Annotated in this window: 15 protein-coding genes; 11 read left to right on the forward strand and 4 right to left on the reverse strand. The window is 72.6% G+C overall.

Translation table 11 applies throughout. The features are described from left to right. Positions 1-36: 36 nt before the first annotated feature. The 10 genes from EV284_RS30680 (at position 37) to EV284_RS30725 (ending at position 10,516) form a co-directional block, all read left to right on the forward strand. Positions 37-489, forward strand: coding sequence for a ribonuclease domain-containing protein (locus EV284_RS30680; RefSeq protein ID WP_130339915.1), 453 nt, complete (start codon positions 37-39; stop codon positions 487-489). After that, positions 486-821: a barstar family protein gene (locus EV284_RS30685; RefSeq protein WP_130339917.1), complete on the forward strand. Its 336-nt coding sequence runs from the start codon at positions 486-488 to the stop codon at positions 819-821. Before EV284_RS30680 ends, EV284_RS30685 begins: the two co-directional genes overlap by 4 nt. Positions 822-947: 126 nt before the next feature. Next, positions 948-2,390, forward strand: coding sequence for a GuaB1 family IMP dehydrogenase-related protein (locus EV284_RS30690; protein WP_165425683.1), 1,443 nt, complete (start codon positions 948-950; stop codon positions 2,388-2,390). 309 nt (positions 2,391-2,699) lie between these two features. Beyond that, a complete protein-coding gene (locus EV284_RS30695) occupies positions 2,700-4,184 on the forward strand; it encodes an amino acid permease (protein WP_130339921.1) in 1,485 nt (494 codons plus the stop codon). 29 nt (positions 4,185-4,213) lie between these two features. Next, on the forward strand, positions 4,214-4,666 hold the full coding sequence (locus EV284_RS30700) for an Lrp/AsnC family transcriptional regulator (RefSeq protein WP_030810550.1): 453 nt from the start codon (positions 4,214-4,216) through the stop codon (positions 4,664-4,666). Between the two features lie 106 nt (positions 4,667-4,772). Further along, the gene (locus tag EV284_RS30705; protein WP_130339923.1) at positions 4,773-6,977 is read left to right on the forward strand and encodes a nitrate- and nitrite sensing domain-containing protein; all 2,205 of its coding nucleotides are present in this window, start codon (positions 4,773-4,775) and stop codon (positions 6,975-6,977) included. After that, positions 6,967-7,404, forward strand: a complete 438-nt coding sequence (locus EV284_RS30710) for a roadblock/LC7 domain-containing protein (protein WP_086693336.1) — start codon at positions 6,967-6,969, stop codon at positions 7,402-7,404. The genes EV284_RS30705 and EV284_RS30710 overlap by 11 nt, the downstream gene beginning before the upstream one ends. 6 nt (positions 7,405-7,410) lie before the next feature. Then, on the forward strand, positions 7,411-7,791 hold the full coding sequence (locus EV284_RS30715) for a DUF742 domain-containing protein (RefSeq protein WP_242625872.1): 381 nt from the start codon (positions 7,411-7,413) through the stop codon (positions 7,789-7,791). Positions 7,792-7,974: 183 nt separating this feature from the next. Next, complete coding sequence (locus tag EV284_RS30720; protein WP_130339925.1) at positions 7,975-8,769, forward strand: carbon-nitrogen hydrolase family protein; 795 nt, start codon at positions 7,975-7,977, stop codon at positions 8,767-8,769. A gap of 49 nt (positions 8,770-8,818) precedes the next feature. Then, the gene (locus EV284_RS30725) at positions 8,819-10,516 is read left to right on the forward strand and encodes an NAD(P)/FAD-dependent oxidoreductase (RefSeq protein WP_130339927.1); all 1,698 of its coding nucleotides are present in this window, start codon (positions 8,819-8,821) and stop codon (positions 10,514-10,516) included. A 35-nt stretch (positions 10,517-10,551) separates the two neighbouring features. Here EV284_RS30725 and EV284_RS30730 read toward each other — a convergent pair whose 3' ends face one another. The 3 genes from EV284_RS30730 to EV284_RS30740 all read right to left on the reverse strand — a co-directional run bounded on the left by EV284_RS30730 (position 10,552) and on the right by EV284_RS30740 (position 13,781). Next, the gene (locus EV284_RS30730) at positions 10,552-11,484 is read right to left on the reverse strand and encodes an LLM class F420-dependent oxidoreductase (RefSeq protein WP_130339929.1); all 933 of its coding nucleotides are present in this window, start codon (positions 11,482-11,484) and stop codon (positions 10,552-10,554) included. A 112-nt stretch (positions 11,485-11,596) separates the two neighbouring features. Further along, entirely contained in the window at positions 11,597-12,283 is a 687-nt protein-coding gene (locus EV284_RS30735) for a DUF5995 family protein (RefSeq protein WP_130339931.1), read from the reverse strand. 91 nt (positions 12,284-12,374) lie between these two features. Beyond that, positions 12,375-13,781, reverse strand: coding sequence for a solute carrier family 23 protein (locus EV284_RS30740; protein ID WP_130339933.1), 1,407 nt, complete (start codon positions 13,779-13,781; stop codon positions 12,375-12,377). 221 nt (positions 13,782-14,002) lie between these two features. On the opposite strand from EV284_RS30740, the gene EV284_RS30745 reads away from it, so the two are divergent. Beyond that, positions 14,003-14,461, forward strand: a complete 459-nt coding sequence (locus EV284_RS30745) for an acyl-CoA thioesterase (RefSeq protein ID WP_130339935.1) — start codon at positions 14,003-14,005, stop codon at positions 14,459-14,461. Here EV284_RS30745 and EV284_RS30750 read toward each other — a convergent pair. Further along, positions 14,421-15,635, reverse strand: coding sequence for an MFS transporter (locus EV284_RS30750; RefSeq protein ID WP_130339937.1), 1,215 nt, complete (start codon positions 15,633-15,635; stop codon positions 14,421-14,423). The genes EV284_RS30745 and EV284_RS30750 overlap by 41 nt on opposite strands. Between the last annotated feature and the right edge of the window lie 6 nt (positions 15,636-15,641).

Here is a 15,641-nt window from a genome sequence, read left to right on the forward strand (position 1 = left end):
CTGCCACGGCGGGCGGGCCGTGGCAGCATCTGCGGCATGCTGTCGCGGTCCGTCCCCCAGATCCTGAAGAGAAGCGGCGGCCGGGCGCGTCTGCTCGCCGGCGTGCTGGCCGTCCTCGGTGCCCTGCTGGCCGGCTGCGCCGGTACGGACGCGGCCACCGAGCCCCCGGCCGCCTCCCGGAACGCCGCCTCGGTCCCGGCCTGGGCCGCGGGCATGGCCACCGTCCCCGAGCCCCGGCTGCCCGTCGAGGCCCGGCGCACCCTCGCCCTCATCGACAAGGGCGGCCCCTACCCGTACGCGCGGGACGGGATCGTCTTCGGGAACTTCGAGGGCCGTCTCCCCAGGCACCAGCGCGGTTACTACCACGAGTACACCGTGCCCACCCCCGGCTCCGGCGGCCGGGGCGCCCGGCGCATGGTCACCGGTGACGGCGGGGAGTTCTACTACACCGATGATCATTACAACTCGTTCCGGGCGGTGCTGAGATGAGCGAAGACCTCGTCGACCGGGTGGCGGTCACCCTCGACCTCCAGGGGGTCCGCGACAAGGCCGGGCTGATGGACCGGGTGGTGGCCGCCCTGAACCTGCCCGACTGGTTCGGCCGCAACTGGGACGCCCTGCTGGACTCCCTGACCGACACCACCGTCTGGCCCCCGGCCGCCATCGAGCGCGGCCTGCTGATCGTCGTACGGAACTGGGAGCCGTTCGCCGAGCTGAACGGGCAGGAGTGGCGCATCGCGCGGGACGTGTTCTCCGAGGCGGTGGACCGCACCTCGTTCCTCGACGTGATGCTCGCCCTTGGAGGAACCTCCGAGCTGTGACCGCGGGTCCCTGGAGGTTCCGTGAGGGCATGACCAGGGCCCTGGCATGGGAGAATGAAGTACGTGCTCTTTCCCCCTGGCGCACCCGTCAGGGGGTCACCTCTGATCGACTGGGATGTGCGGCACGTGCGTTTCCTCAATGACATCCAGCCCGCCTACGACCTGACGTACGACGACGTCTTCATGGTGCCGAGCCGATCGGCGGTCGGTTCCCGGCAGGCGGTGGACCTCGGCTCTCCCGACGGCACCGGTACCACCATCCCGCTGGTCGTCGCCAACATGACCGCCGTCGCGGGACGCCGGATGGCGGAGACGATGGCCCGGCGCGGCGGCCTGGTGGTCATCCCGCAGGACATCCCGATCGACGTCGTCACCGAGGTCGTCTCCTGGGTCAAGAGCCGCCACCTCGTGCTGGACACCCCGATCGTGCTGTCCCCCCACCAGACGGTGGCCGACGCGCTGGCCCTGCTGCCCAAGCGCTCCCACAACGCCGGTGTGGTCGTGGACGCCGACCACCGTCCCGTCGGTGTCGTCACCGACCAGGACCTCAGCGGGGTCGACCGCTTCACCCAGCTCGAAGTGGTCATGTCCCGCGACCTGCTGCTGCTGGACGCCGGCATCGACCCGCGCGAGGCGTTCAACATCCTGGACGCGGCCAACCGCCGCTACGCCCCGGCCGTGGACGCCGAGGGCCGCCTGGCCGGCATCCTCACCCGCAAGGGCGCCCTGCGCGCCACCCTGTACACCCCGGCCGTGGACGCCGACGGCAAGCTGCGCATCGCGGCGGCCGTGGGCATCAACGGCGACGTGGCGGGCAAGGCCAAGCAGCTCCTCGACGCGGGCGTGGACACCCTGGTCATCGACACCGCGCACGGCCACCAGGAGTCGATGATCAGCGCGGTCCGCACCGTGCGCGCCCTCGACCCGCAGGTGCCGATCGTCGCGGGCAACATCGTCTCTGCCGAGGGCGTCCGCGACCTGATCGAGGCGGGCGCCGACATCATCAAGGTCGGCGTCGGACCGGGCGCCATGTGCACCACCCGGATGATGACCGGCGTGGGCCGCCCGCAGTTCTCCGCGGTGCTGGAGTGCGCGGCCGAGGCGAAGAAGCACGGCAAGCACGTGTGGGCCGACGGCGGTGTCCGCCACCCGCGCGACGTGGCCATGGCGCTCGCGGCCGGTGCCTCCAACGTGATGGTCGGCTCCTGGTTCGCCGGCACCTACGAGTCGCCCGGCGACCTCCAGCAGGACGCCGACGGCCGCCTGTACAAGGAGTCGTTCGGCATGGCGTCCGCCCGCGCGGTGCGCAACCGCACCTCCGAGGAGTCGTCGTACGACCGCGCCCGCAAGGCGCTCTTCGAGGAGGGCATCTCCACCTCCCGCATGTTCCTCGACCGGGCCCGGCCGGGCGTGGAGGACCTGGTCGACTCGATCATCGCGGGCGTCCGCTCCTCCTGCACCTACGCCGGTGCCGCTTCGCTGGAGGAGTTCGCCCAGAAGGCCATCGTCGGCATCCAGAGCGCGGCCGGCTACGCCGAGGGCATGCCCCTGCACGCGAGCTGGAACTGATCACCCGCTCGCTCTGGTACGGCCCCCGCTCCCCTCGCCGGGAGCGGGGGCCGTACGTGCGCGGGGCCGTCCCCGAGGCTCCTCGGCCGCCCGGACGTCACCGCGCGCAACGATCTCGCGCCGGGATGCGCTGAACGCAACGATCTTGCGGAGACGCGCAAGGTTGCTGCATTACGCCCGGGAAACCCGAACTCATAGGGTCAGGCGCTGTACACAGGCGTGGCGGGGACCCCGCTCGGTGGGTCCCGGCTGTCAGGGGTTCCGCCGGTTCTCGTCCTCTTCGACCGGCAGCGATGAAGGAGCCAGCGCGTGCTCGACCAAGGCGTACCCTCGCAGTCCCCACCCGGCACCGCCCCGTTCTCCGCGGGTCTCGGCGCGCGCCTCATGCGCCGTAAGCCGGTGGAACGCCTGGTGCAGGAGGGCGGACACGGTGAGGGAGGCTCGCTGCGGCGCTCCCTCGGCCTGTGGCAGCTCACCATGATCAGCATCGGTGCCACGCTCGGCACCGGCATCTTCGTCGTCCTCGGCGAGGCGGTCCCCAAGGCCGGACCCGCGGTCACCCTGTCCTTCGTCATCGCCGGCCTGACGGCGCTGTTCTCGGCCCTCTCCTACGCGGAGCTGGCCGGCACCATCCCGGTCGCCGGCTCCTCCTACTCGTACGCGTACGCGACGATGGGCGAGCTGATCGCCTGGATCTGCGGCTGGTGCCTGGTCCTGGAGTACGGCGTCTCCGTCGCGGCCGTCGCCGTCGGCTGGGGCGAGTACCTGAACGAGCTGCTCGACGGCACCATCGGCGTCACCATCCCGGACGCGCTCTCCGCGCCGCCCGGGGACGGCGGCATCTTCAACCTGCCCGCGCTGATCGTCGTCCTGCTCGCGATGGCGTTCCTGCTCGGCGGAGCCCGCGAGTCGGCGCGCGCCAACACCATCATGGTGGCCGTGAAGATCGCCGCGCTGGTGCTGTTCTGCGCGATCGGGGTCCAGGGCCTGCGCTCCGGCAACTACGAGCACTTCATGCCGCTCGGCATGGCGGGCGTCAGCGCGGCCGGCGCCACCCTGTTCTTCTCCTACATCGGCTTCGACGCCGCCTCCACCGCCGGCGAGGAGGCCAAGGACCCGCAGCGCGACCTGCCGCGCGCGATCATGCTCTCGCTCGTCATCGTGACCGCGCTGTACGTCCTCGTCGCGGCCGTCGCCGTCGGCGCCAAGCCCTGGCGGCAGTTCGGCGACTCGGAGGCCGCGCTCGCCGAGATCATGAAGGACGTCACCGGGCAGACCTTCTGGGGCACGCTCCTGGCGGCCTGCGCCGTCATCGCGATCGCCAGCGTCGTGCTGACCGTCCTCTACGGCCAGACCCGCATCCTGTTCGCGATGGCCCGCGACGGCCTGGTGCCCAAGGTGTTCGCCCGGGTCCACCCGAAGACCGGCACGCCCCGCGCCAACACGGTCATCGTCTCGCTGTTCTGCGGTGTCCTCGCCGCCGCGATCCCGCTCGGCCAGCTCGCCGACGCCACGAGCATCGGCACACTGTTCGCCTTCGCGCTGGTCAACGTCGCCGTCGTGGTGCTGCGCCGGACGCGCCCGGCCATGCGCCGCACGTTCCGGGTTCCGTTCGCTCCGGTGATGCCCGCGATCGGCTTCCTGCTGTGCCTGTGGATGATGGCCTCCCTCTCCGCCGTCACCTGGGCGGTCTTCGGAGTCTGGATGGCCGTCGGGCTCGTGTTCTACTTCAGTTACGGCTATCGCCGGTCCCGGATGGCGAACGCGGAAACCGCCGTCGCCGGGCGACCGTAGAACTCCCCCAGAAAAGTGAACCACCCGCAGTGCTGAACGATCTCGACGAACGCATCGTGCACGCCCTCGCCGAGGACGCCCGCCGCTCCTACGCGGACATCGGGCAACTGGTCGGCCTGTCCGCGCCCGCCGTGAAGCGGCGCGTGGACCGGCTGCGGGCCACCGGGGCCATCACCGGGTTCACCGTCCGGGTGGACCCGGCGGCCCTCGGCTGGGAGACCGAGGGGTACATCGAGATCTACTGCCGCAGCAACACCTCGCCGGAGACCATCCTGCGCGGTCTGGAGCGCTACCAGGAGGTGGTGGCCGCGTCCACCGTCACCGGGGACGCGGACGCCATCGCCCAGGTCTTCGCCTCCGACATGCGGCACTTCGAGCGGGTCCTGGAGCGGATCGCCGGCGAGCCGTTCGTGGAGCGCACCAAGTCGGTTCTGGTGCTCTCGCCGCTGCTGCGACGTTTCTCCTCGGGCGCGCCGGGCTGACCGGCTGCGGGGATGGTCGGGCTACCTACGGTAACCATTGCGCTCCACGGAGCGGTCCCGTAGGTTGTCCGGCACTTTCTACCGACTGGTAACCGGCAGGTGATCCATGCGTTGGCCCGTCGGACGTCCCCGGACCGTCCGCGCCCGGATCGTGGCCCTGGCCCTGGCCCCGGCTCTCGCCCTGACGGTGCTGTGGAGCTTCGCCATGGTCTCCGTCACCGGCGAACTACGGGCCCTGATCCGGCTCCAGGGGGTGTACGAGGACTACGGCACCCCCGTGGACACCGCGGTCGGACAGATCCAGATCGAGCGCCGCCTGTCCGCGGCCTATCTGGGCGGCCCGCGTACGACCGCGCCGGCCGCCGCCCTTCTCGCCCAGCAGCGTCGTACCGACCGCGCGGTCACCGCGATGCGGCGGGCCATGGCGAGCGGCGACCGGGACCGGCTCACCGCCCGGCAGCGGCGGGCCCTGGACGCCGTGGTCACGGCCACCGGGAAACTGGAGGCGCTGCGCCGGGACGTACTGGCGCGGCGGATCGTCTGGGACCGGGCCGTCACCGAGTACAGCGCCCTCGTCGAGCCCGGCTTCGCCGTCCAGTCCGCGCTCACCGCGCTCCAGGCCGGACAGCTCGCCCGCGAGGCGCAGATCCTCGTCGAGCTGGTGCGCGTAAGGGAGTTCGTCTCCCGGGAGGACGCCCTGGTCGCCGGCGCGCGAGCCGCGGACACCCTCACCCCGGCCCAGTACGCCCTGCTGACCGCCACCATCGAGGACCGCCGGGTCTTCGAGCGGACCTACGCCCCCGACCTGCCCGCCGACTCCCGCGCCCTGTACGAGGAGTTCCGCGACGACGGTCCGCACCGGGCGCTGGAACACGCGGAGGACGCGCTGCTCGCCGCCGGGGCCGGCGGCGCGGACGAGGCCGTCGCCGCCGACACCTGGCGGTCGGTCGCGGACCGGGCCGTGCACAGCTACATGCGGATGTGCTCCCGCGCGGCCGAGTACTCCGCCGCACGCGGACGGGCCTTCGCCTACCGGGAGTTGACCAAGGCGGCCGTCGTCGGCGCGGCCGGGCTCGCCGCCGCGGCCCTCTCCCTGTGGCTCGCGGTACGCGGTGCCCGGCGCGTCTCCCGGCGGCTGGAGAACCTGCGCGACGCGGCCGACCTGCTCAGCACCCGCCAACTCCCGGACGTGATGCGCCGGCTGAGCGCGGGGGAGCGGGTCGACGCGGTCGCCGAGGCCCCGCCGCTCACGGCCGGCGAAGCCGGCGACGACGAGATCGGACAGGTCGGCCGCTCCTTCAACGCCGCCCGGCTCGCCGCCGTGGAGGCCGCCGTCCACCAGGCCACTCTGCGCCAGGGTCTGTCGGCGGTCCTGCTCAACATCGCGCGCCGCAACCAGGCGCTCGTGCACCGGCAGTTGAAGCTCGTCGACACACTGGAGCGGCGCACCGACGACCCGGACGTGCTGGGCGAGCTGTTCCGGATCGACCACCTCACCACCCGGATGCGCCGCCACGCCGAGAGCCTGATCATCCTCTCCGGCGCCGCCCCCGGCCGCCGCTGGCGCGGACCGGTACCGGTGGCGGACGTGGTCGCCTCGGCGGTGAGCGAGATCGAGGCGTACACCCGCGTCGTGGTGCCGCCGATGCCGGGCGACGGGATCGCGGCCGACGCCGTCGCTGACGTAGTGCACCTGCTGGCCGAACTGCTGGAGAACGCCACCCTGTTCTCACCCCCGCACACCGAGGTCACCCTGCGCACCGGACACGAGGACGGCCGCCTCGTCCTGCGCGTCGACGACCGGGGCCTGGGGCTCGACGCCGGACAGCGCGAGGAGGCCGCACGCACCCTGCGCGACCCCGACGCCTTCGACCCCACCCGGCACGACCGGCTCGGCCTGTACGTGGTCGGCCGCCTCGCCGCCCGGCACGGCATCGAGGTCAGCCTCGGGGAATCCCCCTACGGGGGCACGACCGCCACGGTGCTGATCCCCGCCGGGGTACTGGCGGCCGTCGAACCCGCTCCGGCCCGCCCGGCCCCCGCACCCCCGAGCCCCCGCAGACCGGTGCGCACGCCCCTACCGGTGACTCCCGGCACCGCCGCGCTGCCCACCCGCACCCGGCAGGCGTCCCTCGCCCCGGAACTCCGCGCCGACCCGCCGCCCGCCGACGACACCCCGCTCGGCGCGGCCGACCCCGAGGAGATGCGCGCCCTGTTCGCCGCCTTCCAGCGGGGCCTGAGCGACGGCCGCAACGGCATTCCCGCCGACGTCAACGCAGACGAAGGGACGGACACCGACGATGTACGGTGACGATCTGAACCCGGAGAACCCGGCCGTGCCCGAGGGCGCGCCCGGTACCGACCTGGGCTGGCTGCTCGACGACCTCGTCTCGCGCACCGAACACGTCCGCCAGGCCGTGCTCCTGACCGCCGACGGCCTGCCGCTCAGCAGCTCCGACGGCATGCGCCGCCGCGACATCGAGCACCTGTCCGCCGTCTGCTCGGGCCTGCAGGGACTCGCCGACTCGGCGGGGGAGCGGTTCGCGGCCGGCGAGGTCCGGCAGACCATGGTCATGCTGGAGGACGCCTACCTCTTCATCACCCCCGCCGGACACGGCAGCCGGCTCGCCGTGCTGTGCGAGGCCCGCACCGACGTGGGGCAGCTGGCCCACGAGATGGCCCTCCTCGTCCGCCGCCTCGGCCGTCATCTGGACGCCGCGGCCCGCTCGGCGCCGTGACCGGCGGTGGACGAGGAGTACTGGTACGAGGAGGACACCGGGGCGATGGTCCGCCCCTACACCGTCACCCGCGGCCGCACCCGGCCCTCGGCACGGCACGCCATCGACCTGATGTCGCGGGTCACGGCGCTGGAGTCCGGCCCGGACCATCCCGGTGTCGACCACGCCCGCGCGGCGCTGCTCGGCCATGTCCGGCGCGGTCCGCGCCCCGTCGTCGAGCTGGCGGCCGACGCCGACCTGCCGCTCACCGTGGTCCGCGTCCTCCTCGGTGACCTGGCCGAACAGGGGCTGATCCGCATCGACGCGCCCCGCCGCCTCCCGGTCCACGACGGCGCCGCCGACCCGGAGCTGCTGCGGGAGATCGTGCGGCGGCTGCGCGAGCTGTAGCCGCTTTCTACGCGCGTGCACCGGTGGGTCGCGCAATGAATCGCCGTACAGGGGCTCGTCGACGCAACGAACCGCGCACCGGCGCGCAACGGGTGCTTCTTGTCCGGGTGAGCGCGCGGACCGTACCGTCTTACTGGCTCCCCGATGCCCCCGAATCCCCCTTTTTCCCGGTGAGGAACACCCATGCGCACCGCCCTGCTCCAGAGCTCCGGCCGCCCCGGTTCCGTCGCCGAGAACCTCAAGGTCCTCGACGAGGCCGCGGGCCGCGCCGCCGAGGCGGGCGCCGGGCTGCTGGCCGCACCGGAGATGTTCCTGACCGGATACGCGATCGGCGGCGAGATCCCGCACCTCGCCGAGCCCGCCGACGGCGACTCGGCCGACGCCGTCGCCGACATCGCCACCCGGCACGGCCTGGCCATCGCCTACGGCTACCCCGAGCGCGACGGCGAAGCGGTGTACAACTCCGCCCAGATCATCTCGGCCGAGGGCGCCCGGCTCGCGAACTACCGCAAGACCCACCTCTTCGGCTGCTTCGAGCGCGACCACTTCACACCGGGCGGCCGGCAGGTCGTCCAGACCGAGCTGCACGGCCTCACCGTGGGCCTGCTGATCTGCTACGACGTCGAGTTCCCGGAGAACGTGCGCGCCCACGCGCTGGCCGGCACCGACCTGCTGATCGTGCCGACCGCGCAGATGCACCCGTACCAGTTCGTGCCGGAGTCGATGATCCCGGTGCGCGCCTTCGAGAACCAGATGTACGTGGCCTACGTCAACCGGGTCGGCCAGGAAGGGGAGTTCGAGTTCGTCGGGCTCACCACGCTGGCCGGACCCGACGGGGTGGCCCGCGTCCGCGCCGGGCGTGCCTCGGCCGAGCTGGTGTTCGCCGACGCCGACCCCGCCTTCCTGGCCGCCTGCCGCGAGGCCAACCCCTACCTGAAGGACCGCCGCCCCGGTCTGTACGGCTCGCTCACCGCCTGAACCTCCCCCCAGTTCGTCGCAGTACTTCCGCGCAAGGAGTCCGTACCCCATGACGTCCACGGTGCCCAACGCCGTCGAGCACGCCGACGAGCAGCAGCCGCCGATCACCATGTTCGGCCCGGACTTCCCCTACGCCTACGACGACTTCCTCGCCCACCCGGCGGGGCTCGGCCAGATACCGGCGACCGAACACGGCACCGAGGTCGCCGTGATCGGCGGCGGCCTGTCCGGCATCGTCGCCGCGTACGAGCTGATGAAGATGGGCCTCAAGCCCGTCGTCTACGAGGCCGACCAGCTCGGCGGCCGGCTGCGGACCGTCGGGTTCGAGGGCTGCGACGAGTCGCTGACCGCCGAGATGGGCGCGATGCGCTTCCCGCCGTCCTCCACGGCCCTCCAGCACTACATCGACCTCGTCGGCCTGCACACCCGGCCCTTCCCGAACCCGCTGGCCGAGGGCACGCCGTCCACCGTCGTCGACCTCAAGGGCGAGTCGCACTACGCGGAGACCGTCGAGGACCTGCCGCAGGTCTACCGGGACGTCGCCGCCGCCTGGGGCAAGTGCCTGGAGGAGGGCGCCGACTTCTCCGACATGAACCGGGCCATGCGCGAGCGTGACGTGCCGCGCATCCGCGAGATCTGGGCGCAGCTGGTCGAGAAGCTCGACAACCAGACCTTCTACGGCTTCCTCTGCGACTCCGAGGCGTTCAAGTCCTTCCGGCACCGCGAGATCTTCGGCCAGGTCGGCTTCGGCACCGGCGGCTGGGACACCGACTTCCCCAACTCCATCCTGGAGATCCTGCGCGTCGTCTACACCGAGGCGGACGACCACCACCGGGGCATCGTCGGCGGCTCCCAGCAGCTCCCGCTGCGCATGTGGGAGCGCGAGCCGGAGAAGATCGTCCACTGGCCCTACGGCACCTCGCTGGCCTCCCTGCACGTGAACGGCGAGCCCCGCCCCGCCGTGACCCGGCTGAACCGCACCTCCGGCAACCGGATCACGGTCACGGACGCGGGCGGAGACATCCGGACCTACCGGGCGGCCATCTTCACCGCGCAGTCCTGGATGCTGCTCTCCAAGATCGCCTGCGACGACTCGCTCTTCCCGATCGACCACTGGACCGCGATCGAGCGCACCCACTACATGGAGTCCTCCAAGCTCTTCGTGCCGGTCGACCGGCCGTTCTGGCTGGACAAGGACGAGGAGACCGGGCGGGACGTCATGTCGATGACGCTCACCGACCGGATGACGCGCGGCACCTATCTGCTGGACGAGGGCCCGGACAAGCCCGCCGTCATCTGCCTCTCCTACACCTGGTGCGACGACAGCCTGAAGTGGCTGCCGCTGTCCGCGAACGAGCGGATGGAGGTCATGCTGAAGTCGCTCGGCGAGATCTACCCGAAGGTCGACATCCGGAAGCACATCATCGGCAACCCGGTGACCGTCTCCTGGGAGAACGAGCCCTACTTCATGGGCGCGTTCAAGGCCAACCTGCCCGGCCACTACCGCTACCAGCGCCGCCTGTTCACGCACTTCATGCAGGACCGGCTGCCCGAGGACAAGCGGGGCGTCTTCCTCGCCGGTGACGACATCTCCTGGACGGCCGGCTGGGCCGAGGGCGCGGTCCAGACCGCGCTGAACGCGGTCTGGGGCGTCATGCGGCACTTCGGCGGCGAGACCGACCCGACCAACCCGGGCCCCGGCGACGTGTACGACGAGATCGCGCCCGTGGAGCTGCCCGAGGACTGAGCCGGAGGGCTCGGGCGGGCGCGGGCGGCCGGGCTTCAGACCCCGGCCGCCCGCGCCTTCTCGTACAGCTCGGCGGCGGTGTCCTTCAGCTCGGCCGCGTCCCGCGCCTCGCTCTGGACGTCGAGGAGTACCTCCGCGTCCGGGACGATGCCGGTGTGGGCCGCGACGTCGGCCACGATCTGGTCGGTGGTGCCCTCGAACAGCGGGCGGTCCGTCCCGGTGTGCGGCTTGGCGGTCACGCGCGCGTTGACCCTGATGACGGTGCGGACCGGCTCCGTACGGCCGCTCTCCTCGGCCAGCTCCCGCAGGTCGCGCCACTGGGCGGCGAGCTGCTCGGGACCGTAGGCCCCCGGCAGCCAGCCGTCGGCCCGCTCCACCAGCCGCCGCATCGCCCGCCGGTTGGTCGCGGCCAGCAGGACCGGGACCGGCCGCACCGGCTTCGGGCCGACGACCGCGGAGGCGATGTCGGTGGTCTTGCCGTGATGGACGACCGGATCGGGACCCCACACGGCCCGGCACACCGCGATCACCTCGTCCAGCGCCGTGCCGCGCTCCTCGAAGGGGAGCACGCCCGAGGCCGCGTACTCGTCCAGGGACCAGCCGGTGCCGAAGCCCGCGATGACCCGGCCGCCGCTCACCGCGTCCAGCGTGGCCAGCGACTTGGCGAGCTGGAACGGCAGGTGCAGCGGGGCCACCAGCACGCTGGAGCCCAGCTCGGCCCGCGAGGTCGCGGTGGCGGCCAGGGTGAGGGTGACCAGCGGGTCGGCCACGCCCCGGTAGTACTCCGGCCAGGGCACACCCGGTATGCCGTAGAGCCCCTGGGTGGCGGGCTCCGGGACCAGGGCCCGCTCGAAGACCCACAGGCTGTCGTAACCGATCTCCTCGGCGGCGCGTGCCACGTCGGGCACGTCCCTGCCGAGGTCGTACTGGCGCATCTGGGGAAGGCCGAGGCCGAGCCTGGTCGTCATACCGGTGCTCCTTCGCGTCGGGATGCCCCTTCAACGCGCGGCCCTCGCCCGCCTGTTCCGCAGGTCACCCGATGGGGTGACTTCAGGCCACCTCGGTCCAGCTCGGGCCGCCTCAGTCACCGAGCGGGGTGAGCAGCATCCGCCCGGCGAAGCCGACCGCCGCGTCCAGCCGGGCCGTGAACTCCTCGGCCATGTCGCCGCAGCGGCGCAGCGCCCACAGCACCCGCGCCGCCGACCAGGTGGCGTCGCGGGCCCGCTCCAGGCTCCACGCGCCCAGCAGATGCGTGATCGGGTCGGCGATCTGGAGCAGGTCGGGACCCGGCATCAGATCCTCGCGGATGCGCTCCTCCAGCTCGGCCAGCAGCTCGCCCACCCGGTCGAACTCGTCCTCCAGCTCGGCCGGCGCACACCCCAGGGCCCGGCAGGTGTCCACCACGGCGAGCGCCAGGTCGTGCCCGATGTGGGCGTTGATACCGGCCAGCGCGAACTGCAGAGGCCGTACGCCGGGATGGCGGCGGAGCTGGAACAGCGGGCGCCAGCAGGCGGGCGGACGGCGGTCGTCCTCGACCGCGTCCACCGCCGCGAGGTACCGCTCGGCGAACCGGACGTCCAGCGCGGCCGCCGCGCACGCGTCCGGGAACTGACCGGCGTCCAGCCGCCGGTCCACCTCCTCGGTGACGGTGAGGTAGACCCGGTTGAACACGGCGACCCCGTCCCGCTCGGGCAGCGCCGCGTCGAGCGCGCGCATCCGGGTCAGGACGGCGTCCACGGGGGTGGTGGAGTATCGCGGCAGCACCATGGGGGAAGGGTGGCAGCCGCGCACCGGCCGGCGGGCCGACCGGCCCGGTGCTTCGCCGGAACGAGCGAACGCCGGGCCGGTACGCCCGCCGCTACGGCGTGCCGGACCCCTCGGCGCGGCCCTCGGCCGGCTTGTCGTACGACGAGGTGCCCTCGTCCAGCAGCGGCTGCTGGGTCTTCAGGTGGGCCGGGGCGAAGGCGCGCAGGGCGTGGTAGCCGGTGATGACGACCAGCGTGCCCAGCGCGATGCCGCTCAGCGAGAAGGTGTCGGTGAACTTCATGGTGACGTTGCCGACGCCGATGATGATGCCCGCGGCCGCCGGGACCAGGTTCAGCGGATTGCGCAGGTCCACCTTGCCGTGCAGCCAGATCTGGGCGCCGAGCAGGCCGATCATGCCGTACAGGATGACCGTGATGCCGCCGAGGACGCCGCCGGGGATCGCGGCCACCACCGCGCCGAACTTGGGGCAGACGCCGAACAGCAGGGCGAAGCAGGCCGCGGCCCAGTAGGCGGCCGTGGAGTAGACGCGGGTCGCGGCCATCACGCCGATGTTCTCGGAGTAGGTGGTGTTCGGCGGGCCGCCCACCGCGGTGGACAGCACCGAGGCGACACCGTCCGCCGAGATCGCGGTGCCGAGCTTGTCGTCCAGCGAATCGCCGGTCATCTCGCCCACCGCCTTGACGTGGCCCGCGTTCTCCGCGACCAGCGCGATCACCACGGGCAGCGCGACCAGGATCGCCGACCACTGGAACGCCGGTCCGTGGAAGGCGGGCAGCCCGATCCAGTCCGCCTTGGAGACGCCGGAGAGGTCCAGGCGCCAGTGGTCGGTGACCTTGCCGCTCGCGTCCGCCGAGTGGATCTTGCCGAGGGTCAGGTCGAAGATCCAGGAGATCAGGTAGCCGAAGACCAGGCCCAGGAAGATGGCGATGCGCGACCAGAAACCGCGCAGGCAGACCACGGCCAGCCCGGTGAACAGCATCACCAGCAGCGCCGTCCACTGGTCCTGCGGCCAGTACGTCGTCGCGGTCACCGGCGCCAGGTTGAAGCCGATCAGCATGACCACGGCGCCCGTGACGATCGGCGGCATCGCGGCGTGGATGATCCGCGCGCCGAACCGCTGCACGGCGAGACCCACCAGGAACAGCACCACACCGACCACGAGGATCGCGCCGGTCACGGTCGCGCTGCTGCCGCCGTCCGCGCGGATCACCGCGGCGACGCCCACGAAGGACAGCGAGCAGCCCAGGTAGCTGGGGACCCGGCCGCGCGTGGCGAGCAGGAAGATCACCGTCGCCACACCCGACATCATGATCGCCAGGTTGGGGTCCAGGCCCATGAGCACGGGGGCGACGAAGGAGGCGCCGAACATCGCCACGACGTGCTGGGCGCCCAGGCCCACCGTGCGCGGCCAGGTCAGCCGTTCGTCGGGGCGTACCACCGCTCCGGGTGCGGGACTCTTCCCGTCACCGTGCAGCTTCCAGCGCACGCCGAGGTCCATGGTGGGGTTTCGCTTTCTCTGTACTGAAGACGGTCCGCACCATTGTCAGGGGTACGGAGGTGCGCTTCGCGCCCGCGGTGCCTCCCGCGCGCCGGGAACGGGTGTCCGGGGACCCCGCCCTGACCAGCGGAGTTCCCTCCGAGAGGCGCTGAGCGGTCGCTTAGTATGGCGGGGTCCCGGGGCGCGCGCCGCCCCGCCCGCCGTGCCCAGGAGCCCCGCCCGTGACCGCCGAAGCCCCGACCACCCCCACCGTCCCGTACGGCCAACTCGTCCCCGTCGCCGTGCACTTCGACGACCTGGACGCGCTCGGGCTGCTGCACAACGCCCGCTACCCGCTGCTGGTGGAGCGCGCCTGGACCGAGCTGTGGAGCGCCCGCGGGGTCCGCTTCGACGGCGACTGGGCGGCGGCCGGGGACGCCTGCACCGCGGTCCGCGAACTCGTCATCGGCTATGAGGCGCCCGTCACCCGCCCCGGCGCCTACGCCGTCCACCTCTGGCTGGAGCGGCTCGGCACCACCGGCCTCACCTACGGCTTCCGGCTCTGCTCGGCCGACGGCGCCACGACCTACGCGCGCGGCACCCGCGTCCTGGTCCGGCTGGACGCGGTCACGCTGCGGCCCGCGCCTTGGAGCGAGGGGTTCAGGCAGGCGGGCCGGGAACTGCTGCGGCCCGCCGGCTGACCTCGCCGCCGCCCCCGCGCTCAGCGGTGCGCAGCACGCCCGCGAACCCGGCCAGGGCGCACGCCAGCACGGTCACCACGACGAACGACACGGTCAGACTGGTCGCCTGCGCCACCCCGCCGATCAGGCTCGGCGCGATCAGCCCCGAGGTGTAGGTGATCGTGGCCACGCCCGCGATGGCCTGGCTCGGGTTGGGCCCCGAGTGCCCGGCCGCCGCGAAGCACAGCGGGACGACCACCGCGATGCCGAGCCCCATCAGCGCGAAGCCGGTCATGGCCAGCGGGGGCCGGTCCGCGAGGACCACCAGCAGTCCGCCCGCTCCGGCGAGCAGGCCGCCCGCCCGGACCGTGCGCACCGCGCCGAAGCGGTTCACCACCGCGTCCCCGGCGATCCGGGCGATGGCCATGGTCAGCATGAACCCGGTCGTGGTCGCCGCCGCCAGGCCCGGCGAGCCGTCCAGCCGGTCCCGCAGGAACACCGCGGACCAGTCCAGGCTCGCCCCTTCCGCGAACACGGCGCAGAAGCCGACCGCGCCGATCAGCAGGGCCGAGCGGGGCGGCAGCGCGAACCTCGGCGGCGGCTCCTCGTCCTCGGCGGGCTGCACGTCCAGCACCCAGGCGCAGGCCAGCTGGCCCAGCAGGGTGAGGACGGCGGCGGCCAGCAGATGGTGCAGCCGGGCGTCCGAGCCGAGATGCGCGGCCAGTGTGCCCGCCGCCGAGCCGATCAGCGCGCCCGTGCTCCACATGCCGTGCAGCCCCGACATGATCGACTTGCCGAGCAGCCGCTCGATCTCCACGCCGAGCGCGTTCATCACCACGTCCGCCATGCCGGAGGCGGCACCGTAGGCGAACATCCCCAGGCACAGCGTGAGCAGGTTCGGCGCCAGCGAGGGCAGCACCAGGGAGAGCGTCCACAGCGCGAGCAGCCCCCGCAGGGCCGTACGACTGCCGAAGCGGTGGCTGATCCGGCCGGCCAGCGGCATCGCGCAGGAGGCGCCGAGCGCGGTGAAGGCCAGGGCGAACCCGAGCTGGCCCGCGCTCAGCCCGGCGTGGTCCTGAATCCAGGGCACCCGGGTGGCGAAGGAGCCCGTCACCGCCCCGTGCACGGCGAACACGGCCGCCACGGCGTACCGGGCGCGCCTGACCTCCCCGGCCGGCCGGCTCACGTCACCCATCTTCAC

The sequence above is a fragment of the Streptomyces sp. BK022 genome, from assembly GCF_004217355.1.
In the GTDB taxonomy this organism is placed as follows: domain Bacteria; phylum Actinomycetota; class Actinomycetes; order Streptomycetales; family Streptomycetaceae; genus Streptomyces; species Streptomyces griseoluteus.